The sequence below is a fragment of the Umezawaea beigongshangensis genome (genome assembly GCF_016464305.1).
GTDB classification, from domain to species: domain Bacteria; phylum Actinomycetota; class Actinomycetes; order Mycobacteriales; family Pseudonocardiaceae; genus Umezawaea_A; species Umezawaea_A beigongshangensis.
In genome coordinates, this window is sequence record NZ_JAEIOJ010000006.1 from 56,745 (window position 1) to 79,850 (window position 23,106).

At 74.4% G+C, this 23,106-nt stretch carries 10 protein-coding genes; 5 read left to right on the top strand and 5 right to left on the bottom strand.

Going from position 1 to position 23,106, the window contains the following annotated elements; genetic code table 11:
• Positions 1-12: 12 nt before the first annotated feature.
• Entirely contained in the window at positions 13-1,689 is a 1,677-nt protein-coding gene (locus IMZ35_RS16370; RefSeq protein WP_199441960.1) for an ABC transporter ATP-binding protein, read from the bottom strand.
• A 166-nt stretch (positions 1,690-1,855) separates the two neighbouring features.
• Here IMZ35_RS16370 and IMZ35_RS16375 point away from each other — a divergent pair, with 166 nt between their 5' ends.
• The 5 genes from IMZ35_RS16375 (at position 1,856) to IMZ35_RS16395 (ending at position 20,054) form a co-directional block, all read left to right on the top strand.
• Positions 1,856-3,184, top strand: a complete 1,329-nt coding sequence (locus IMZ35_RS16375; RefSeq protein ID WP_199441961.1) for a lysine N(6)-hydroxylase/L-ornithine N(5)-oxygenase family protein — start codon at positions 1,856-1,858, stop codon at positions 3,182-3,184.
• Between the two features lie 92 nt (positions 3,185-3,276).
• On the top strand, positions 3,277-4,293 hold the full coding sequence (locus IMZ35_RS16380) for an iron-siderophore ABC transporter substrate-binding protein (RefSeq protein ID WP_199441962.1): 1,017 nt from the start codon (positions 3,277-3,279) through the stop codon (positions 4,291-4,293).
• Between the two features lie 42 nt (positions 4,294-4,335).
• The gene (locus IMZ35_RS16385) at positions 4,336-19,194 is read left to right on the top strand and encodes a non-ribosomal peptide synthetase (RefSeq protein WP_199441963.1); all 14,859 of its coding nucleotides are present in this window, start codon (positions 4,336-4,338) and stop codon (positions 19,192-19,194) included.
• Complete coding sequence (locus IMZ35_RS16390; protein WP_199441964.1) at positions 19,191-19,388, top strand: MbtH family protein; 198 nt, start codon at positions 19,191-19,193, stop codon at positions 19,386-19,388. Before IMZ35_RS16385 ends, IMZ35_RS16390 begins: the two co-directional genes overlap by 4 nt.
• Before the next feature lie 168 nt (positions 19,389-19,556).
• Positions 19,557-20,054, top strand: a complete 498-nt coding sequence (locus tag IMZ35_RS16395; protein ID WP_199441965.1) for a nuclear transport factor 2 family protein — start codon at positions 19,557-19,559, stop codon at positions 20,052-20,054.
• A gap of 93 nt (positions 20,055-20,147) precedes the next feature.
• Here the strand turns inward: IMZ35_RS16395 and IMZ35_RS16400 are convergent, their stop codons facing one another.
• From IMZ35_RS16400 to IMZ35_RS16415, 4 genes are all read right to left on the bottom strand, one after another.
• Positions 20,148-20,324: a DUF397 domain-containing protein gene (locus tag IMZ35_RS16400; RefSeq protein ID WP_199441966.1), complete on the bottom strand. Its 177-nt coding sequence runs from the start codon at positions 20,322-20,324 to the stop codon at positions 20,148-20,150.
• Positions 20,290-21,135: a helix-turn-helix domain-containing protein gene (locus IMZ35_RS16405; RefSeq protein WP_199441967.1), complete on the bottom strand. Its 846-nt coding sequence runs from the start codon at positions 21,133-21,135 to the stop codon at positions 20,290-20,292. The genes IMZ35_RS16400 and IMZ35_RS16405 overlap by 35 nt, the downstream gene beginning before the upstream one ends.
• A gap of 130 nt (positions 21,136-21,265) precedes the next feature.
• The gene (locus IMZ35_RS16410; protein WP_199441968.1) at positions 21,266-22,516 is read right to left on the bottom strand and encodes an SGNH/GDSL hydrolase family protein; all 1,251 of its coding nucleotides are present in this window, start codon (positions 22,514-22,516) and stop codon (positions 21,266-21,268) included.
• A gap of 89 nt (positions 22,517-22,605) precedes the next feature.
• The gene (locus IMZ35_RS16415) at positions 22,606-23,103 is read right to left on the bottom strand and encodes an NUDIX domain-containing protein (RefSeq protein ID WP_199441969.1); all 498 of its coding nucleotides are present in this window, start codon (positions 23,101-23,103) and stop codon (positions 22,606-22,608) included.
• Between the last annotated feature and the right edge of the window lie 3 nt (positions 23,104-23,106).

Genomic DNA, 23,106 nt, shown 5'->3' on the forward strand with positions numbered 1-23,106 from the left:
GTGTCTCCCGACTCAGCTCAGCACCGCGGCGCGGTAGGTCTCGTCGTCCCGGACGAGTTCGGCGTGCGTGCCCCGCGCGACGACACCGCCCCCGGCGAGCAGCACGACGTGGTCGGTGGTCGACAGCAGCACCGGGCTCGTGGTGACCACGACGGTCGTGCGGCCGTCCCGCACCCGCCGGATGCCGGCCGCCACCTCGACCTCCGTGACGGCGTCGACGGCGGTGGTCGGGTCGTGCAGCACCAGCACCGGGGGCGCGGCGGCCAGCGCGCGGGCGAGCGCGACGCGCTGCCGCTGCCCGCCCGACAGCGATCGGCCGCGCGCGGAGACGAGCGTGTCGTGCCCGTCGGGCAGCGCGGCGGCGACGGAGTGCACGGCGGCGGCCTGCACGGCGGGCGCGACGTCGCCGGTGCCGATGTTCTGCGCCAGCGTCCCCTCGAACAGGTCGGCGTCGTGGGCCGCGACGACGACGGCGGTGCGGATGTCGGCCGGGTCCACCGTGGACAGCGGAACACCGTCCAGCTCCACGGTTCCCGCCTCGGGGTCGACCTCGCGGCCGAGGCAGCGCAGCAGCGCGCTCGCGTCGGCCGGGTCGTGCGCGACGACGCCGAGCAGCTCTCCGGGCGCGACCTCCAGGTCCACCGAGCGCAGCGTTCCGTGCGACACGCCGCGCAGCCGGACGCTCCCGCGCACGGGGGAGGGCAGCGCGCCGCCCGTGCCGCTCACGGCGGGAGCGGCGGCGAGCACCTCGGCCACGCGCCGGGCCGAGGCGCGGCCCTGCGCGAACAGACCGTTGACCCAGGCGAAGATCGACAGCGGCCAGAGCAGGAACTGCGCGAGTCCGACGGCGGTGACGAGCTGGCCCACGGTGATGTCGCCCGCGGCGGCGAGACGCCCGCCGACCAGGGCGACCAGGGCCAGGAAGACGCCGGTCACGGCGAGCATCGAGCCGTCGAGCCAGGCGCGGGAGCGGGCGGCCCGGATCGCGGCGGCCATCGACTCCTGGCTGGTGACGCGGTAGCGGTCGGCGGCGGCGGCCTCCGCGCCGATGCCCTTGAGCGCGCGCAGGCCCGACACGAGGTCGGTGGCGATGCCGGAGGCGTGCGCCGCGCGCTCCTGCTCGGCGTGGCTGCGCCGCTCCAGCGGCTTGCCGAGCAGGTGCGCCAGGCCCAGCAGGCCGGGGGCGGCGACGAGGACCAGCAGCCCGAGCGGGATCGAGACGCGCAGCAGCGACACCGCGCCGACGAGCAGCGCCGTGACGGCGGCGGTCGCGGTCGGCAGCGCGAGGTTCACCGCGCCGACGCGCTGCGCGTCGGCGGAGGCCACGTCGGTCAGCTCGCCGGAGAGGCGGCCGGTCTCGGCTCCGCCGCCGGGGTGCAGCACGCGCGCGGTCAGCTCGGCGCGGATCTGGTGGGCGGCCAGGTGCGAGGCGCGCTCGGCGTTGCGGATGCTGTGCCGGAAGCTCAGCGAGAGCACCACGAACACCACGGCCAGCACGCCGAGCCACAGCGCGAGGCGGTCGGACGCACCGGTGCTGATGGCCTCGTCGATGACGACGCCGACGATCACCGGCACCAGCGCCTCGCCGGTCTGGTGGGCCGCGCCGAGGACGGATCCGGCCACGACGTGCCGTCGCTGGCCCGTGACGGCCCGGCGCAGGACCTCCCGGCCCGTGGGTCCTGCGGGCACGCGCACCTCCGGTCGAAGCGGTTCTTCAACGAAACGTTAGGTGAGGCTAGTCTAAGAATCGAGCCTCCGGACGCGGCGTAGATCACCCCCGAAAGCAGTAGCGGAGCGGGTGAGAAGTTAGGTTAGGGTCACCTTAATTCTGCTTCCGCCGCACGATGGGACCGCGATGTCACAGGTACTGCCCGACGCCGACGTGCCGCTCCACGACCTCATCGGCATCGGCTTCGGTCCGTCCAACCTGGCGCTCGCGATCGCGCTGGCCGAGCACAACGCGCAGGCGGCGGAACCGGTCACGGCGCACTTCCTGGAGCGGCAGGCCGACTTCGGCTGGCACCGCGGGATGCTGCTCGACGACGCCACCATGCAGGTGTCCTTCCTCAAGGACCTGGTGACGATGCGCAACCCCACCAGCGCGTTCAGCTTCCTGTCCTACCTGCACGAGCGCGACCGGCTGATCGACTTCATCAACCACAAGAACCTCTTCCCGCTGCGCGCCGAGTTCCACGACTACTTGGAGTGGGCCGCCGCGAAGGTCGACGACCTGGTCTCCTACGAGCAGGAGGTGGTCGAGGTCCGGCCGGTCACCCGTGACGGCGAGGTCGTGCACTTCGACGTCGTCGCCCGCTCGGGAGACGAGGAGGTCGTGCGCCGCGCGCGCAACCTGGTCCTCGCGACGGGACTCACCCCGCACCTGCCCGACGGCGTGCGCGAGGGGGAGCGGATCTGGCACAACCGCGACTTCCTGCACCGGCTGGCCGCGTTCGGCGACGCCTCCCCGCGGCGGTTCGTGGTGATCGGCGCCGGGCAGTCGGGCGCCGAGGTCACCGCGCACCTGCACGAGCGCTTCCCCGGCGCCGAGGTGTGCGCGGTGTTCGCCCGCTACGGCTACAGCCCGGCCGACGACAGCTCCTTCGCCAACCGGATCTTCGACCCGGCCGCGGTGGACGAGTTCTACGGCGCGCCGGAGGTCGTCAAGCGCAAGCTCATGGCCTACCACGGCAACACCAACTACGCCGTGGTGGACAACGACCTGATCGAGGAGCTGTACCGCAGGACCTACCGGGAGAAGGTGCTGGGCGCGCAGCGCCTGCGGCTGATCAACGTGTCCCGGCCCGCCGAGATCGTCGAGACGCCGGACGGCGTGCGGGTCGTGGTGGAGTCGCTGGCCACCGGCGAGCGCGAGGTGCTCGACGCCGACGCCGTGGTGTGCGCCACCGGCTACCGCCCCGCCGACCCCACCGCGCTGCTCGGCGAGCTGGCGGCGAGCTGCGAGCGCGACGAGTTCGGCCGGCTGCGGGTGGGCAGGGACTACCGGATCGCCACCGCGCCGCACGTCCGCAGCGGTGTCTACCTCCAGGGCGGGACCGAGCACACGCACGGCATCACGTCCTCGCTGCTGTCCAACACCGCGGTCCGGGTGGGGGAGATCCTGGACTCGGTGATCGCGAGCAGGTCCGCGGTCGTCCCGGCTCAGGCGCAGTACGCCGCTCTCTGAACCGTGTCGTGGCCCTGCGGCGCCGGACCGCGCGCGGTGTGCCTCGAATCCGGTCGCACGAACACAACTCACGGCTCGTGAAGGGGATGGAGATGTCCAGATCGTCCAGAGGGGCGCGGCTCGCCGCGATCACCGCGGTGGCCGCGCTGGCGCTGGCCGCGTGCGGTGGCGGCAGCGGCGACCCCGCGCCGAGCGACGCTCCGGCACCCGCGCCGGGCGCGTTCCCGGTGACCGTCGAGCACGTCCACGGCACGACGGAGATCCCCGCCGAGCCGAAGAGGGTCGTCACGCTCGGCCTGTCCGACCACGAGGCCGTCCTCGCGCTCGGCGTCAAGCCGGTCGGCGTCGTGGACTGGTTCAAGGAGCGCCCCTTCGGCTCGTTCCCGTGGCAGCAGCCGCTGTGGGGCGACACGCGGCCCGAGATCGTCGGCGAGCGCGACGAGTACAACGCGGAGAAGATCGCCGCCCTCGCGCCCGACCTGATCATCGCCCAGTACTCCGGCATGAACCGCGAGCAGTACGACACGCTGTCGCAGCTCGCCCCCGTGGTGGCGCAGCCGAAGGAGTACCCGCTCTACGGCGCTCCGTGGCAGAACCAGACCGAGCGCATCGGCACGGCACTGGGCAAGTCGGCCGAGGCGGAGGAGCTGATCTCCGACATCGACGCGAAGTTCGCCGCGGTCCGCGCCGAGCACCCCGAGTGGGCGCGGCAGACGGGAGTCGTCGCCGACAGCTTCAAGCCCGGCGTCTACTCGGTGTTCCAGCCGCAGGACCCGAAGATGGTCTTCCTGAGCGAGCTGGGCTTCACCCTGCCCGACGCGATCGAGGCCCTGGTGGACCCGCAGTCCAACGTGGTCGAGTTCGGCGCGGAGAAGCTGGAGGTGCTCGACGCGGACAAGCTGGTGTGGGTCACCTCCGACCAGGGGTCCGAGGACCGCATCAAGAACGAGCAGCTCTACCAGAAGCTGAAGGTCGTCCAGGAGGGCCGCGACGTCTTCCTGAGCTACTCGACCCCGCCGATCGGCGCGGCGATCTCCTTCAACACCGTGCTGAGCGTCCCCTACGCCATCGACCAGGCGGTGCCGCTGATCGCGGCGAAGACCAAGTGACCGCGGAGCACCCGCACAACGGCTTGAAAGGTGTTCGTGGAGATGTCCCGTGGTGATGGTGTGCTGCCGCTGACCGGAGCGCAGAGCGGTGTCTGGCTCGCTCAGCGGATCGAGCCGGACAACCCGGTCTACAACGTCGGCTGGTGCCTGGAGATCCGCGGCGACGTCGACCTCGGCGCGCTGCTTCCCGCGATCCGCCGTGCCGTCGCCGAGGCGGAGTGCCTGCACGTCCGCTTCGGCGAGCACGACGGAACGCCCTTCCAGCGACGGGTTCCGGTGTCCGCGCCGGTGACCGTGCTCGACCTCTCGGCGGAGTCCGACCCGGACGCCGCCGCGCAGGAGTGGATGCGGGCGGACCTCGGGCGGGTCGTCGACCTCGCCCGCGATCCGCTCTTCCACCAGGCGGTGCTGCGCGTGGCCCCGGATCGCGTGCTGTGGTTCCGGCGCTACCACCACCTCGTGCTGGACGGCAGGGGCAGCGCCCTCGTCACCCGGCGCGTCGGCGAGCTGTACTCGGGGTCCACCGAGCCGGTGCACTGGCCGCTGTCCGCGCTGGTCGACGGCGACCGGGAGTACCGGGCCTCGGAGCGGTTCGCCGCCGACCGCGCCTTCTGGCACGACGCGTTCGCCGACCGGCTCCAGCCGGTGCGCCTGGTCGAGCGCTCGGCCGGGCAGCCCGCCCGCCTCGAACGGCGGCGGGTCGAGCTGAGCGCGGAGCGCGTGGCGCCGCACCGCGCACTGGCGCGGAGGTGCGGCACGCGGCTCTCCCGCGTCGTGGTGGCCGCGGTCGCCGCCTACCTGCACCGCGTCACGGGCGCGACCGAGGTGGTCGTCGGCCTGCCGGTGACCGCCCGGCTCGACGCCGACGCCCGGACGGTGCCCGGCATGGTGGCCAACGTCCTGCCGCTGCGCGTCGCGACGCGTCCGGAGACCACCTCGGCCGACCTGGTCGCCGAGGTCGCGCGCCGCGTGCGGGAGGTGCTGCCGCACAGCCGCCACCGCGGTGAGGAGCTGGCCCGCGAGCTGGGGACGACCGACGGCGTCCGGGAACTCGTCGGCCCCGGCGTGAACGTCCTGAGCGCCGGGGACGGCGTGCGCTTCCGCGACCACGTGCTCACCGAGCACGCCCTCGCCCTCGGTCCGGTCGACGACCTGGCCGTCTCCGTGGTCGAGCAGCCGGACGGCCGCCTGACCGTGGAGCTGCGCGCCGACGCGGCCCGCTGCGACGCCGACGCGCTCGCCGCGCACGAGCGGCGCCTCCTCGCCGTGTTCGACCTCCTCGCGCGGCGACCGGACGACGCCGTCGGCACGATCGACCTGCTCACCGCCGACGAGCGCGCCCACGTGCTCGACCTGGGGCGAGCGGAGCGCCCGGTGCGGGACGTCACCTGGACCGCGGCCTTCGAGGCACGTGCCGCGCAGACCCCGGACGCCGTCGCCGTCGTGTGCGAGTCGCGGACGCTGACCTACGGCGAGCTGAACGCCGCCGCCAACCGGGCCGCCCGGCTGCTGCGCGCGCGCGGCGTCGCGGCGGAGGACGTCGTCGGCGTCGCCCTGCCGCGCTCCGCGGACCTGGTCGTGGCGCTGCTCGCGGTGATGAAGGCCGGTGCCGCCTACCTGCCGCTGGACACCGGCCACCCGCGCGAACGCCTGGCGTTCGCGCTCGCCGACGCCCGCGCGCGCCTGGTGGTCTCCGACGACGAGCTGGCGCGCGAGCTGCCGCCGGTCGACGTCGTGCGGCTGGCCGAGAGCGAGCCGTTCGACGGCGCGGACCTCGACGTCCGGATCGGACCGCACCAGGCCGCCTACGTCATCCACACCTCCGGGTCCACGGGCACGCCCAAGGGTGTCGTCGTCACCCACGAGGGCATCGGCAGCCTGATCGCCACCGCGACCGACCGGATCGGCGTCACCGCGCAGAGCCGGATCGTGCAGTTCGCGTCCGCCGGTTTCGACGTGGCGGTGTGGGACCTCGTGATGTCGCTGTGCGTCGGCGGTCGGGTGATCGTCGTGCCGGCGGAGCGCCGCGTCGCGGGCGCGGCCCTCACCGAGTACGTCGCCGAGCACGGCGGCACCCACATGATCCTGCCGCCGTCGCTGGTCGCCGCGCTGCCGCAGGACTGCGACCTGCCGCGGGGCGCGGTGCTCGTCGTGGGCACCGAGACCGTGCCGTCCGAGCTGATCGCCCGCTGGGCACGCCGGATGCGCGTCGTCGCGGCCTACGGCCTGACCGAGGCCACGGTGAACTCCACGCTGTGGCACGCCCGGCCGGACTGGTCCGGGCCCGTGCCGATCGGCGTGCCCGACCCCAACACCCGCTGCTACGTGCTGGACTCCGCGCTGCGCCCGGTGCCCGTGGGCGTGGAGGGCGAGCTGTACGTCGCGGGCCGCGGCCTGGCGCGCGGGTACCTCGGCCGGCACGCGCTGACCGCCGAGCGCTTCGTCGCCGACCCGTTCGGCACCCCCGGCAGCCGCATGTACCGCACCGGCGACCGGGCGCGCTGGCGCCGCGACGGGAACCTGGACTTCCTCGGCCGGTCCGACGGCCAGGTCAAGATCCGCGGCTTCCGCATCGAACCGGGCGAGGTCGAGAGCGTCCTCATGGCCCACGAGGCGATCTCGCAGGCCGCCGTCCTGGTGCGCGCCGATCACCGGAGGGTCGCGCGCCTCGTCGCGCACGTCGTCGGCGACGTCGACACCGCCGCGGTCCGCGCCCACGCGGCGAGGAGCCTGCCGGAGCACATGGTGCCCACGGCGGTCGTCGTGCACGACGCTCCGCTGCCGCTGACCCCCAACGGGAAGCTCGACCGCGCCGCGCTGCCCGACCCCGACTGGACCGCGGTGAGCGGTGACGCCCCGCCGACCACCGAGGCCGAGCGCGTGCTCGCCGAACTGGTCGCCGAGGTCCTCGGCCTGGAGCGGGTCGGGGTGCACGACGGGTTCTTCGAGCTGGGCGGGGACAGCATCGTCGCGATGGGGCTGGTCACCCGCGCCCGCCGCGCCGGGCTCGACATCAGTCCCCGCGACGTCTTCCGGCTGCGCACGGTGGCCGCGCTGGCCTCTGCCGCCACTGCTGCCTCTGCCGCTTCTGCGGCCTCTGCCGCGGCGCACCCTCCCGCCGTCGTCGAGCCGTTCTCCCTGGTGGAGCTGGACGACGCCGAGCTGGCCGGGTTCCGCGCGGAGCTGCCGGGCCTCGCCGACGTGCTCCCGGTGTCGCCGTTGCAGGAGGGCCTCTTCTTCCACGCCGCCTTCGACGAGGACGACACCTACGTCGTGCAGGAGACCCTGGAGCTGGCCGGCCGGATCGATCCGGCCGGGCTGCGCGCGTCGTGGCAGTCGCTGCTGGACCGGCACCCGCTGCTGCGCGCCGCGTTCCGCCAGCGCGCGGACAACCGGGTCGTGCAGCTCGTCGCCGACCGGGTGGAGCTGCCGTGGCAGGACGTGGACCTGAGCGGGCTCGACGCCGCCGCGCAGGACGCCCGCACCGCCGAGATCGCCGAGCGCGAGCGGGCGCGGGGCTTCGACCTCGGCCGCCCGCCGCTGCTGCGCTGCGTGCTGCTGCGCCTGGACGGCACGAGGTTCCGCCTGCTGCTCACCGTGCACCACGTCGTCGTGGACGGCTGGTCGATCGCCGTGCTGCTGCGCGAACTGCTCTCCGGCGCCGGGGGCGAGGAGAGCACGACCCACCGCGCCTACTTCTCCTGGCTCGCCGGTCGCCACCGCGACACCGCGCTCACCGCGTGGCGCACCGCGCTGTCCGGTGTGGACGGTCCGACCCGGCTCGTGGACGCCCCGCCGGCTCCGGCACGGCCCGAACAGCTCCGCGTGCGGTTGTCCGAGGAGCTCACCGCCGGGCTCGCCCGGTGCGCGCGGGAGCGCGGTCTCACCACCGGCACCGTGCTGCACGGCGCGTGGGGCCTGCTGCTCGGCGCGCTCACCGGCCGCGCCGACGTCGTGTTCGGCAGCACCTCCTCCGGACGGCCGCACGAGGTCGACGGCATCGGCGACGCCGTGGGCCTGTTCGTCAACACGCTGCCCGTGCGGACGACCTGGCGGCCGGGAACGCCCGCCGCCGAGGTGTTCCGGCAGCTCCAGCACGACCGGTCGGAACTGCTGGAGCACCAGCACGTGGGCCTGGCCGACGTGCAGCGCGCCGTCGGCCACGGCGACCTGTTCGACACGCTCGTCGTGGTCGAGAACTTCCCGGCGACCGGTGAGGTCGCGGGCGCGTTCGAGGTCGTCTCCAGCGAGGTCCGCGACGCCGTGCACTACCCGCTGGCGCTCGTCGTCCTGCCCGGTGACCGGCTCGAACTGCGCTTCAAGCACGACGCCGCCCGGATCGGCCCGGCCGCGGTGCGACTCGTGGCGCAGCGCTTCGAGCGGCTGCTGAGCGCGATCGTCGCCGATCCGGACACGCCCGTGGCCGCCCTGGACGTGCGCACCGACGCCGAGCGCGACCAGGAGGCCGACGCCAACGCCACCGCCCACCCGGTCGCCGCGACGACGCTGCCCCGGTTGTTCGCCGAGCAGGTCGCCCGCACGCCCGACGCTCCCGCGATCCTGTTCGAGGGCACCGAGCTGACCTACGCCGAGACCGACGCGCGCGTGGCGGCGCTCGCCGCCCGGCTGCGGGCGCGCGGCGCCGGGCCGGACGTGGTCGTCGCCGTGGCCCTGCCCCGCTCGGCCGACCTGGTGATCGCGCTGCACGCCGTGCAGCGCGCCGGGGCCGCCCACCTCCCGATCGACACCGGCCTGCCCGCCGAGCGGGTGGAGTTCCTGCTCACCGACTCCGCCGCGCGCGTCGTGGTCACGGCGGCGCACGTCGTGCTGCCGCGGGTCGACGGCCTGGAGCGGCTGCACGTCGAGGACGCCGAGCAGGTGGCCGACGTGCCGGCGCGGGACGTGCGCCCGGACGACGCCGCCTACCTGATCTACACCTCCGGCTCCACCGGCCGTCCCAAGGGCGTGCTGGTCGACCACCGCGCGATCGTCAACCGGCTGGCGTGGATGCAGGACGCCTTCCCGCTCGACGCCTCCGACCGCGTGCTCCAGAAGACGCCGTCGAGCTTCGACGTGTCGGTGTGGGAGTTCTTCTGGCCGCTGTGCCGGGGCGCGGCCGTCGTCGTCGCGAAGCCCGACGGCCACCACGACCCCGCGTACCTGGCCGACCTGGTGCGGCGCTGCGGCGTCACCACCCTGCACTTCGTGCCGTCGATGCTCGCGGCGTTCCTGTCCGTCCCCGAGGTCGCGGGAGACCGGGGCTGGGCGGGGAGCCTGCGCCGCGCGTTCAGCAGCGGCGAGGCGCTGACCGGCGCCGTCGCGGCCCGCTGGCGCGAGCTGACCGGTGTGCCGCTGCACAACCTCTACGGCCCCACCGAGGCCGCGGTCGACGTGACCCGGTTCTCGTTCGAGGGCGGTGACGAGGCCGCCGTCCCGATCGGGCGGCCGGTCTGGAACACCCGCCTGCACGTGCTGGACGACGCGCTGCGGCCCGTCGCCACCGGTGTCGCGGGCGAGCTGTACCTGTCGGGGGTGCAGCTCGCCCGCGGCTACCTGCACCGCCCGGCCCTGACGGCGGAGCGCTTCGTCGCCGATCCCTTCGGGGCACCGGGCGAGCGGATGTACCGCACCGGCGACCTCGTGCGGCGGCGCGAGGACGGCGTGGTGGAGTACCTCGGCCGCACCGACCGGCAGGTCAAGGTCCGCGGCAACCGCGTCGAACTCGGCGAGGTCGAGGCCGCGCTGACCGCGCAGCCCGGCGTCGACCGCGCCGCCGTCGTCGCCCGCGACGGGCGGCTCGTGGCCTACCTGCTGCCGTCGTCGGTGGACGTCGACGCCGTGCGCGCCGGGGTGGCGGACGTGCTGCCCGCCGCCGTGGTGCCCAGCGCGTTCGTCGCGCTGGCGGAGTTCCCGCTCAGCCCCAGCGGCAAGCTCGACGTGGCGGCGCTGCCCGCCCCCGCCCCCGCCGCCACCGCGCCGGTCGAACCCGCCGGGGACGCCGAGCGGGTGCTGTGCGGCATCGTCGCCGACGTGCTGGGCCTGCCGGGCGTCGGCGCGCACGACGACTTCTTCGTGCTGGGCGGTGACAGCCTGTCCTCCATCGCCGTGTCCAGCCGCGCCCGCGCGGCCGGGCTGGACGTCGGCCCGCGCGACGTCTTCACCCACCGCACTCCCGCCGCGCTCGCCGCGCTCGTCGCGGTGTCGGACCAGAACACGGTGTCGGACCAGAACACGGTGTCCGACCAGAACACGGTGTCCGACCAGGACGGGGTGTCCGACCAGGACGGGGTGTCCGACCAGGACGGGGTGGGCGACCTGCCGCTGACCCCCGCCGTGCACCGGCTGCGCGAGCGCGGCGGTCCGGGGACGAGTTCCCGCGTGGTCGAGACCGACGCCGACCTCGACGCGGTGACGCGGGCGGTCCGGGCGCTGGCCGACCACCACGGCGCGCTGCGGCTGCGGCTGACCCGCGTCGCGTCGGTCCTGTGGTCGACGGAGGTGCTGCCGGTGGGCGCGGTCGTCCCCGAGGTGCGTGCCGGGGGAGAGGTGACGCTCGACCCGGAGACCGGAGCGGTGTTCGCCGCCGTCGTGGAGCCCGGCCTCGTCCGGCTCGTCGCCTCCGACCTCGCGGTGGACCCGTGGTCCTGGAAGGTCCTGCTGGAGGACTTCGCGACCGCGCTGGCCGGCGCGCCACTGCCGCCGGTCCCGACCTCCCTGCGGACCGCCGCCCACGGGCTCGCCGACCAGGCCCGGACGCGCCTGGCGGAGCTGGAGACGTGGGCGGCCGTCCTCGCTCCCGGAGCGGACCCCGCGCTGGACGGCGACCCGGTGGACCTGCGGCTCGACCTGCCGGACGTGGACACCGAGACCGCGCTGGCCGCGCTGCGGACCGCCGTGGACGCCGACGTGCTGGTGGACGTGCAGCGCTCCGGCCGCGACAGCGCCGACCTGGCCAGGACCGTCGGTCCCCTCGCCGTGCTCCAGCCCGTGCGGCTCGGCGCGGGAGATCCGATCACGACCGCCCACGAGGCCCTGACCTCGGCCCCGGACGGCGGGGTGGGCCACGGCCTGCTGCGCCACCTCGACCCGCAGGCCGCGCCGCTGTTCGCCCAGCTCGCCACGCCGCGCGTGCTGCTCGGCTCCCACGTGACCGGTCCGCACCCGGTGCGTGTCGACCTGCGCGCCGACCACGTGCGCTGGCACGGCCCGGCCGACCTCGCCGAGCGGTTCGCCGACGCCGTGCGCGCCCTGTCCGGCCGCGCCGCGCGAGGGCTCACCCCGGCCGACCCGACCCGGTTCGACCGCACGGCCGTCCGGCTGGAGCAGGAGCACCTCGACCGGATCGAGCGGCTCGCCGGGGCGCCCGTGCAGGACGTGTGGCCGCTCTCGCCGTTGCAGGAGGGCCTGTACTTCCACGCCAGCTACGACGACTCCGCGCTCGACGTCTACCTGTCGCAGGAGACCGTGGACCTCACCCGCCGGCTGGACGCCGAGCGGCTGCGCGTGGCGGCCCGCGCCCTGCTGGCCCGCAACCCCGGCCTGCGCGCCGGGTTCACCAGCGAGGGCCTGCCGCAGCCGGTGCAGTTCGTCGTGGCCGCGCCCGAGGTGCCGCTGCGCGAGGTCGACCTGTCCGCCCTCGCGCCCCGCGAGCGGGACGAGCGCGTGGCCGACCTGCTCGCGGAGGACCGCGACCAGCGCTTCGACCTGGCCGCGCCGCCACTGCTGCGCCTGCTGCTGATCCGGCTCGGCGACACCGACCGGCTGGTGGTGACCCACCACCTCGTGCTGTGGGACGGCTGGTCGGCGTGGCTGTTCCTGGAGCAGCTGTTCGAGCTGTACGCCAGCGGTGGCGACGACTCCGCGCTGCGCGCCCCCGGCTCCTACCGCGACTACCTGCGCTGGATCGACCGGCAGGACTCGGCCGCCGCACTGGACGCCTGGCGCACGGCCCTGGCCGGGCTGGAGGAGCCGACGCTCGTCGCACCGGCCGGCCGGTCGCGCGAACCGGTCATCCCCGAGGACCACGACGTGCTGCTGAGCCGGGAGCAGACCGACCGGCTGCGCGACACCGCCCGCCGCCGCGGCCTCACCCTCAACACCGTGCTCAACGCCGCCTGGGCGATGGTGCTCTCCGGCCTCACCGGGCGCTCGGACGTCGTGTTCGGCACCGCCGTCGCCGGGCGTCCCACCGAGATCCCCGGCGTCGAGGACGTCATCGGCATGTTCCTCAACACCGTGCCCACCAGGGTGACCCTCGACCCGCGCGAACCGGTGCTGGAGCTGCTGCGGCGCGCGCAGGCCGAGCGCGCCGCGCTCATCCCGCACGAGTACGCGGGTCTCGGCGAGCTCCAGCGCGCGACCGGGCACCGCCAGCTCTTCGACACGCTGTTCGTGCTGCGCGGCGCGGACGGCGAGGACCGGCTCGCGCGGTTCCGCGCCCGGCACGGCGTGGCCGCCCTGTCCAACGTGGACGGAACGCACTTCCCGCTGACGCTGATCGTCACGCCCGGCTCGCGGTTGCGGGTGACGCTCGCCGCCCGGCCGGACTGCTTCGACGCCGCCGCGGCGGCCACCGTGCTGGCGCGCTTCACCACGGCGCTGGAGGCGCTGATCGCCGACCCGGACGCCCCCGTCGGCGCGCTCGACCTGCTGCCCGCCGCCGAGCGCGCCCGCGTCGAGGCCGAGTGGGACGCCAGCCGCAACCCCGTCGTGCCGGACACGATCGCCGACCTGCTCGCCGCTCAGGCGGCCCGCACGCCGGAGCGGACCGCCCTGGTGTTCGGCGAGCAGCGGCTCACCCACGCCGAGCTGGACGAGCGGATCAACCGGCTCGCGCGGCTGCTGCTGGCGCGCGGCGCGGAGCCGGAGCGGGTGGTGGCGCTCGCGCTGCCCCGCTCGATCGAGATGGTCGTGGCGCTGTTCGCCGTGCTGCGCACCGGAGCCGCCTACCTGCCGCTGGACCTGGACCACCCGGTGGACCGGTTGCAGCTGATGATCGACGACACCGCGCCGCTGTGCCTGGTGACGACCACCGCGGTCGCACCGTCGTTCACCGCCGACGCGCTGTGCGCGGACGACCCGGCGACGCTCGCCGAGCTGGCCGCGCTGCCGGGCGGGGAGATCACCGACGACGAGCGCCCGCTGTTCGCGCGCACCGTGCCCGGCCGCGCGGAGCACCCGGCCTACGTCATCTACACCTCCGGCTCCACCGGCCGCCCCAAGGGCGTCGTCACCCCGTACCGGGGCCTGACGAACATGCAGCTCAACCACCAGGAGGCGATCTTCGCCCCGGCCGTCGCCGCGGCCGGTGGGCGGCGGCTGCGCATCGCCCACACCGTGTCGTTCGCGTTCGACATGTCGTGGGAGGAGCTGCTGTGGCTCGTGGAGGGCCACGAGGTGCACGTGTGCGACGAGGAGCTGCGGCGCGACGCCGAAGCGCTGGTGTCCTACTGCGACGCCAACCTGATCGACGTCGTCAACGTGACCCCCACCTACGCGCACCTGCTGATCGAGGAGGGCCTGCTCGACGGGCACGTGCCCGCGCTGGTGCTGCTCGGCGGCGAGGCCGTGCCCGACGCGGTGTGGAGCAGGCTGCGCGAGACCGGCGGCACGCGGGGCTACAACCTCTACGGGCCCACCGAGTACACGATCAACACCCTCGGAGCGTCCACCGAGGACAGTGCGACGCCGACGGTGGGCCGGGCCATCTGGAACACCCGCGCCTACGTGCTGGACGGGCAGCTGCGCCCCACCCCGCCCGGCGCGCCGGGCGAGCTGTACGTCGCCGGGATCGGCCTGGCGCGCGGCTACCACGAGCGGCGCGGGCTGACCGCCGAGCGCTTCGTCGCCGACCCGTACGGCGAGGCGGGCGACCGGATGTACCGCACCGGCGACCTCGTGCGGATGCGCCCGGACGGCAACCTCGACTTCCTCGGCCGCACCGACGACCAGGTCAAGATCCGCGGTCACCGCGTGGAGCTGGGGGAGATCACCGCCGCGCTCGACGAGCACCCCGCCGTGTCCCACGCGGCCGTCGTCGTGCTGCCCGGCCCCGGCGGGGTCAAGCGCCTGGTCGGCTACGTGGTCTCCGACGCCGATCCGGCGCGGCTGCGCGACTCGCTGCGCGGACGGTTGCCCGACTACATGGTCCCCGCCGCGGTCGTGGCCGTGGACCACCTGCCGCTGACCGTGAACGGCAAGCTCGACGTCGCCGCCCTGCCCGCGCCGGAGATCACCGGCGGCACGGCCTCGCGCGAACCGGCCACCCCCGCCGAGGAGGTGCTGTGCGGGCTGTTCGCCGACGCGCTCGGCGTGCCGCGCGTGGGCGTGGACGACGACTTCTTCGACCTGGGCGGGCACTCCCTGCTCGCCACCAGGCTGATCAGCCGCGCCCGGACCGCGCTCGCGGCCGAACTCGCCATCCGCGACCTGTTCGAGGCCCCCACGGTCGCCGGGCTGGCCGCCCGCGCCGAGGCGTCCGCCGGCGTGGTCCGCCCGCGCCTGGTCGCCGCCGCCGAGCGTCCCGCCGAGCTGCCGCTGTCGTTCGCGCAGGCTCGCCTGTGGGTCATCGGGCAGATGGAGGGCACGTCCGCCGCCTACAACTTCCCGCTGGTGTTCCGGCTGCGCGGGGAGCTGGACGTGGACGCCTGGCGTGCCGCCCTCGGCGACGTGACCGCGCGGCACGAGGCGCTGCGCACGGTCTTCGGCGAGCGCGAGGGCGTCCCCTTCCAGCGCGTCGTGCCCGCCGCCGCACCCGTCGTGCAGGTGCGCGACGCCGAGCACGACCAGGTCGCCGCGCTCGTGCGCGACGCCGTGGGCCGCCCGTTCGACCTCGCCACCGAGCCGCCGCTGCGGGTCACCGTGCTGCGCGTGGCGCCGGAGGAGCACGTCGTCGTCCTGCTGCTGCACCACATCACCACCGACGAGTGGTCCGACCGCCCGTTCCTGCGCGACCTGGCCGACGCCTACGCCGCCCGCCGCCGCGGCGCCGCCCCGGAGTGGGAGCCGCTGCCCGTGCAGTACGCGGACTACTCGCTGTGGCAGCGCGAACTGCTCGGCGACCCGGCCGATCCGCGCAGCCTCGCCTCCCGGCAGCTCGACCACTGGCAGAGGGCGCTCGCGGGCGCTCCGGAGGAGCTGGAGCTGCCCACCGACCGCGGCAGGCCCGCCCGGCCCACGTTCCGGGGCGAGGACGTGGAGGTGGAGCTGCCGCCCGGCGTGGCGGCCGGGGTGCGCGGGCTGACCCGCTCCACCGGCGCCAGCGCGTTCATGGTGCTGCACGCCGCCGTGGCCGCGCTGCTGCACCGGCTCGGCGCGGGCGACGACCTCCCGCTGGGCGCACCGATCGCCGGTCGCACGGACGAGGCGCTGGACGACCTCGTCGGGTTCTTCGTCAACACCCTCGTGCTGCGCACCGACGTGTCCGGCGACCCGAGCTTCACCGACCTGGTGGCGCGCGTGCGGGACACGGCGCTCGCCGCCTTCTCCCACCAGGACGTGCCGTTCGAGGCCGTCGTGGAGCGGATCAACCCGATCCGCTCGCTGGCGCGCAACCCGCTGTTCCAGGTGATGGTCGGCCACCACCACCGCACGGGCGGCGGTGTGCGCCTCGCGGGGCTGGAGGTGCTGCCCGAGCACGTCGACACCCGCACCGCCAAGTTCGACCTCGTCTTCAGCTTCACCGAGCACGACGAGCGGATCAGCTGCCGCCTGGAGTACGCCACCGACCTGTTCGACCGCGAGACCGCGACCCGGCTGGGAGAGCGGCTGGTGTGGCTGCTCGCGGCCGTGGTCGCGAACCCGGCCGCGCCGATCGGCGACGTGGAGCTGCTGGCCGACGACGAGCGCAAGCGCGTGGTCGCCGAGTTCAACGCCACCGAGCGCGAGGTGCCGGAGAAGACGCTGCCCGCGCTGTTCGCCGACGTCGTGGCCGCGCGCCCGGACGAGGTCGCCGTCGTCGACCGCTCCCGCTCGGTGTCCTACGCGGCGCTGAACGCCCGCGCGAACCGGATCGCCCGGCTGCTGGCCGTGCGCGGGGTCGAGCGGGAGAGCGTCGTCGGCATCGCCGTGCCGAAGTCGGTGGAGATGGTGGCGACGGTCCTCGCGGTGCTCAAGCTCGGCGCCGCGTACCTGCCGCTGGACCTGACCCACCCGCGCGACCGGATCGCCTTCATGATCGGCGACTCCGCCGCGCGCGTGGTCGTCACGACGCTGACCGAGGACGAGCGCGTGCCGCCGGTCGACGGCGCGGCCCGCGTGCTGCTGGACGATCCCGCCGTGGCCGAGGAGCTGGCGGGTCTGGCCGAGTCCGACGTGGACGCGGGCCCGGCCGGGCTGGACTCGGCCGCCTACGTCATCTACACGTCCGGGTCGACCGGGCGACCCAAGGGCGTCGTCGTGCCGCACGAGGGCATCGGCAGCCTCGCGGCCACCGCGATCGACCGGATGGGTCTCACGCCCGACAGCCGCGTGCTCCAGTTCGCCTCCGTCGGCTTCGACGTGGCGGTGTTCGAGCTGACGATGGCGCTGACCGTCGGCGGACGGCTCGTGCTCGCGCCGGACGAGGTGCGCGTCGCGGGCCCGGCGCTGACGGACTTCCTGCGCGAGCGGCGGATCACCCACATGATCCTGCCGCCGTCGCTGGTCTCGGCGCTGCCGCCGGAGTGCGAGCTGCCCGAGGACTCCACGGTCCTCGTCGGCACCGAGACCGTGCCGCCGGACGTGATCGGTCGCTGGGCGGGACGGCTGAACCTGCTCGCCGCCTACGGCCTCACCGAGGCCACGGTGAACTCCACGCTGTGGCGGGCCCGGCCCGGCTGGAACACCGCCGTGCCGATCGGTGTGCCCGACCCCAACACCACCGTGCACGTCCTGGACGACCGGCTGCGGCCGGTGCCGCCCGGTGTCGTCGGCGAGCTGTACGTCGGTGGCCGCGGCCTGGCGCGCGGCTACCTCGGCCGCGCGGCCCTGACGTCCGGGCGGTTCGTCGCGTCGCCGTTCGGCCCGCCCGGTTCGCGGATGTACCGCACCGGCGACCGCGCCCGGTGGCGTGCCGACGGCAACCTGGACTTCCTCGGCCGGGTCGACACGCAGGTCAAGATCCGCGGCTTCCGCGTCGAGCTGGGAGAGGTCGAGGCGGCCCTGACCCGGCACCCGGCGATCACCCAGGCCGCCGTGCTGGCAGACCGGACTGCTGACGTCGTCCGCCTCGTCGGCTACGCCGTCGCGGCCTCCGAGGTCGATCCGGCCGTGCTGCGCAGCCACGTCGCCGAGCAGCTGCCCGAGCACATGGTCCCCGCGACCGTGCTGCTGCTCGACGGGCCGCTGCCGCTGACGCCCAACGGCAAGCTCGACCGGGCGGCGCTGCCGAAGCCCGACTGGTCGGCGCTCGCCGGCGACGAGCTGCCGGTGACGCCCGAGCAGCACGCCGTGGCCGCGCTCTTCGCCGAGATCCTCGGCCTGGAGCGGGTCGGCGTGCACGACAACTTCTTCGCGCTCGGCGGGCACTCCATGTCCTCGATGCGGCTGCTGGGCCGCATCCGCTCGGTGTTCGGCGTGGAGCTGTCCGTGCGCGACGTGTTCGACGCGCCGACCGTGGCCGCGCTCGCCGGACAGCTCTCCGGCGGTCGCACGGCCCGGCCGCCGCTGGTCGCGGTGCCGCGCCCGGCCGAGCTGCCGATGTCGCCGCCGCAGCGCCACCGCTGGGCGCTGCGGCGGGAGCACCCCGGCCACGACCACGCGCTCGCGCTGCGCTCTCCCGGCCTGGACGCGGACGTGCTCGCCGCCGCGCTGGCCGACGTGGTGGAGCGGCACGAACCGCTGCGCACCGTGCTCGACCCGCACCAGCGGCTCGTGGACGCGCCCGTGCTGGAGCGGCTGGACGTCGCCGACCTCGACGCGGCGCTGCTGGAGCTGGCGGGGGAGGACACCGACCTGTCGGCACGACCGCCGCTGCGCGCCCGGCTGCTCACCGCACCCGGCGGGGAGCGCGCGCTGCTGCTGACCATGCACTACACCGGCGTGGACGAGTGGTCGGTCGTGCCGCTGTTCCGCGACCTCAACACCGCCTACGAGGCCAGGGCCGCCGGACGCGCGCCCGAGTGGGAGCCGCTGCCGGTCGCCTACTCCGACTACGCGGTGTGGGCGCAGCGGGTGCTCGACGAGGTCGGAGACGGCCAGCTGGAGCACTGGCGGCGAACGCTGAGCGGTCTGCCCCGCGAGCTGGCGCTGCCGTTCGACCGCCCGCGCCCGGAGACGCCGACGCACCGCGCCGACCTCGTGGAACTGGTGCTGCCCGCCGAGCTGCACAGCGCGATCGACGGGCTGGCCCGCGACACCGGCACGTCGATGTTCATGGTCGTGCAGGCCGCGCTCGCCGCCCTGCTGACCCGCGAGGGCGCGGGGACGGACCTGCCGATCGGCACCTTCGTGGCCGGTCGCACGGAGGAGGCGCTCGCGAACCTCGTCGGCTGCTTCGTCAACACCGTCCTGCTGCGCACCGACACCGCCGGTGCTCCGAGCTTCGCCGAGCTGCTGGCGCGGGTGCGCGAGACCGACCTGAGCGCGTTCGACCGCCAGGACCTGCCGTTCGACTCGGTGGTCCGCGCCGGACTGGCGAGCGCGCCGCAGGTCGTGGTGATCCACCACGAGCAGGCGCGGCTGGCGGACCTGGAGGGCGGCGACGGCGAACTGGTCGCCGTCCCCGTGGGCCGCACCCGCTCCGACCTGACGTTCAGCTTCTACGAACCGCGCGGCGCGGGACCCGTGCACTGCTACCTGATCTACGCCACCGACCTGTTCGACCGCTCGACGGCGCAGCGCCTGGCCGCGGACCTGCGCGACCTGCTGGAACTGGCCGTCACCGACCCCACCACACCGATCGCCGGGAGGACCGAGTCATGACCAACCCGTTCGAGGACCCGCAGGGCCGCTTCTTCGTCCTCGTCAACGCCGAGCAGCAGCACTCCCTGTGGCCGTCGTTCGTCGACGTCCCGGAGGGCTGGACCCGCGTGTTCGGCGAGGACACCCGCGACGCGTGCCTGGCGTACGTCGAGGAGAACTGGACCGACATGCGTCCCGCGTCGATCCGGAGCTGATCACGGCGCTGGCCGTGCGCGGTGTCCCCGCTGGACGACGGGTTCGACGACGGGGAGCCCGGCACCCCCCCCGGCGGGTGTGTGCCGCTCCCGGGTGTGCCAGAGCCTCCCTCCGCGTCCCCGTGTCCGGCCACGATGAAATCCGGGGACCGACGTGAGGAGTCGAACGTGGATGCTCGGAACAGGCGCGGATTCATCGCCGCCGTGTCGATCGCGAGCGGCCTGGCGCTCGCACCCGCCGCTCTCGCCGACGGGGGTGGCGGGGATCAGCAGGACACGCGGAGGAACACGGCGGCGGTGCGCCGCGCGTTCGCGCGGCAGAACAGCGGGGGGAGCTTCTACGAGATCCTCGCCGACGACGTCGTGTGGACGATCGTCAACGGCAGGACCTACCACGGGAAGGAGCAGTTCCTGGACGAGGGCGCCGCGCCGGTCCTGACCCGGCTGAGGACGTCCCTGCACATGACGCCGCTGCGCCTGTGGGCCGACCGGGACACGGTCGTCGCGATGTTCGACGCGGACGCGGTCGCTCTCGACGGCGTCGCCTACCACAACAACTACTGCTGGATCATGAGGTTCCGCGGCTCGCGGGTGGTCGAGGTGTTCGCGTTCCTCGACCTGGTGGCGGTGAACGAACTCGTCGCCAGGGTCGGGCGACCGTCCTGAGGGACCGGGCGCACGACGAGGCGACGGCAGCAGAACCGCCGCTGGCCGGTTCGTCCTCGGCGCCGGAGACGTCGCAGCCGGTCTGCTGAGACCTCAGCGCAACCGGGCCAGGAACTCCCGCCAGGTGGCGGGGGAGAAGGCGAGAACCGCGTGCGGGTGCTTGGAGTCGCGCACGCGCGCGGTGGTCTCGCCGAGGGCCACCTCCACGCAGTCGGTGTTGTCGACGTCGCTGCCGCTACGGCTGCTCTTGCGCCAGGTCAGCTCGGTCATGTGGCACCCCGTACTCGTCAGCCAGGCGGGTCAGGAACGCCCTGGATTGTCCCGCATCGAGCGCGATCTCGGACAGCTCGTGGGCGGTCTCCCGGTAGAGAGCCACGTGTCCGGGTTCTTCGAGGAAGACGTTCGCCACCTTCGACTCCAGGTAGACGACTGAACGACCGTCCGCGTCGTCCAGGAGTACGAAGTTGCCGAATTCGATGCCGCCGTTCGTCTGGTGGCCCACAGGCACGATCCGGACCTCCGCTGGAACGAACAGCAGGTGCATGAGCTGGTCGTGCATGATCTGCGATCCACCGATGGGACGACGCAGGACCTGTTCGTCGATGAAGAAGGAGGCGTCAGGACGATCGGGGCGGTACAGCACGTCCTGCCTGCGGAGACGACTGTCGGGAGGGCCGTTGCCGATGTGCTCGACGTAGGCGCGCGATTGCAGGAGTCCTGGAATCAGCAGGCAGTGGTAGGCGGTGATGGTCGTGGCGCGAGCCTCTTCCGCCGCCAGGGTGCGAGTTCGCCTGACCTGCTCCGCACCCTCCAGCTGGAGCCAGGCGGCGCGGCCGGTCTCCCGGTTCAGCGTCAGCAGCCGGTCCAGCTCCGCGCCCGTCACGCCGCAGTGGGTGAGGAACAGGGCCACGTCGACGTCGGACGTGCCGCGCTCGCCGCTCTCCAGCTTGTGGATCTTCGCGGGCGACCAGTTCAGCCGGGCGGCCAGTTCCGTTCCCCTCAGCTCGGCGGCCTGGCGCTTGGCCCGCAGTTCGTCGCCGAGCTGCCGGGTGCGTGCCGTGGAGTCGCGACGCAGGTGCATGACGGCACGCTAGTGGCGGTCGACCGCCTTCCCCGTCCTTCGAGCGGGTATTGCGCCCGAAGTGGCCACGGGCCACCGGTCTTTGGCCAACGGTCCGACACTGGGTGGGTGGGAGGGACGCGGTCGCGTCCTACCGCAGCAGCGCGAGGTCCACGGCGTCGGCCATCGCCCGGAAGCCCGCGTCACCGGGGTGCAGGTGGTCACCGGAGTCGTACTCGGCCCGCATCACGAGCGGGTCCCGCGGGTCGCGGATCGCCGCGTCGAAGTCCACCACCCCGTCGAACACCCCACCGGTGCGGATGGCCTCGTTGACCGCCAGGCGGGTCGCCTCCAGCGTCTCGTCGTAGACGCGCCAGCCCTTGAACGGCGTGATCGTGCCGCCCAGCACGCGGACGCCCTGCGCGTGCGCCCGCGCCACGATCTGCCGGTACGCCGCGACGATCTGCTCGGGATCGGTCTGGTGCGGGTCCTGCTGGATGTCGTTGATGCCCTCCAGGACGACGACCGTGCGCACGCCGGTCGCGGTCAGCACGTCGTCGTCCAGCCGGGCCAGCGCGTTGCGCCCGGCGTAGCCGGGACCTCCGAGCAGCAGCCGGTTCGCGCTGATCCCGGCGTTGACGACACCGTGGCGGAGCCTGTTCGGGGCCCGCTTCATCCGGTCGGCCAGCAGGTCGGGCCACCGCTGGTTCGTGCCCGCCGTGGACCCCACGCCGTCGGTGATGGAGTCGCCGAGCGTCACCACCGTGCCGGTCGCCCGCGAGCCGCGCACGGCGACCTCCGTGACGTAGTGCCACACCGAGGTGCGCTGGTCGTAGGCCGTGCCCGCGGTGTCCATCGCGTGGTCGCCGCCGGTGGCGTAGAAGGAGGTCTGGCTCGCCGCAGGGTGGAACGTGACCGGCCCGGACGGCGTGGGCGTGTACGTCGTGACCAGCAGGTCCGCGTCGGCGGGAACCGCCAGCGCCGCCGCGTCGCTCTGCACCTCGGCCCCGGCGGGGATCGTCACCGACGCGCGTCCGCCGAAGGTCAGCTCGCGCACGGTGCCCGGCACGGCGTCGGCGGTGCCGCTCCCGGCCGCGACGGCGATCGAGGCGCGGCCGACCAGCAGCGGGCCGGTGCCGAAGACGTTGGACAGCCGCACGCGGGCCGACGTCCCGCCGACGCTGCTGTGGACGACGTTGCGGATGGAGCGGTCCGGGTAGCCGTTCTCGGTGCCGGGCACGGGCCCCGCCGCCGCCGCGCCCCAGGTGCCCACCCAGTCCTCGGCCGCGATCCCGGCGTCGGGAACCGGCGGCGTCTCGGCGCGCACGACCGCGGCGGCTCCCGTGCTGAGCGCCAGAGCCGCGCAGACGGCGACCGCGGCCCCTCGAACTCTGCTGATCATCGTCGATCCTCCCGCGGGGTCGGAAGCATCCGACTGTAACCGTGCGACGACCGAACGTGGTGATCTCGGCCGGTTCCGGCAGCGTCTCATCAGCCCCGGTGGGACACGACGCGCCGGGCGATCTCCGCGTCGAACGGGTGCACGTCGTCGCCGTGCGCAACGCGCGGGTCCCACCACCGGAAGCCGCCGATCTCGTCGTCGCCGAGCAGTCGCGGCACCGCCCGCAGGTCGGTCCGGTAGACCGCCGCGCCCTCGTGGCGGGAGGGCTGCCGCAGGTCGAACTCGACGATCGCGGCGAAGTCGAGGTCGGTGGTCCGGATTCCCGTCTCCTCGGCCAGTTCCCGCACGGCCGCGGCGCGGGGCGTCTCCCCGGCCTCGCGCGTGCCGCCGGGCAGCTCCCAGCGCCGCCGGTGCCGGTCGAACACCAGCAGCACGGCGTCGCCGAGCACGGGGTCTCCCAGCACGACGACGACCAGCGACAGCGGCACGGGGACGCGCTCGGCCAGGGCCGCCACCTCGGACTCGGCGGCGAACCGGACGTCCAGCAGGACGTCGCCGGAGGCGTCGCGCAGCGGCAGGTCGGTCACGAG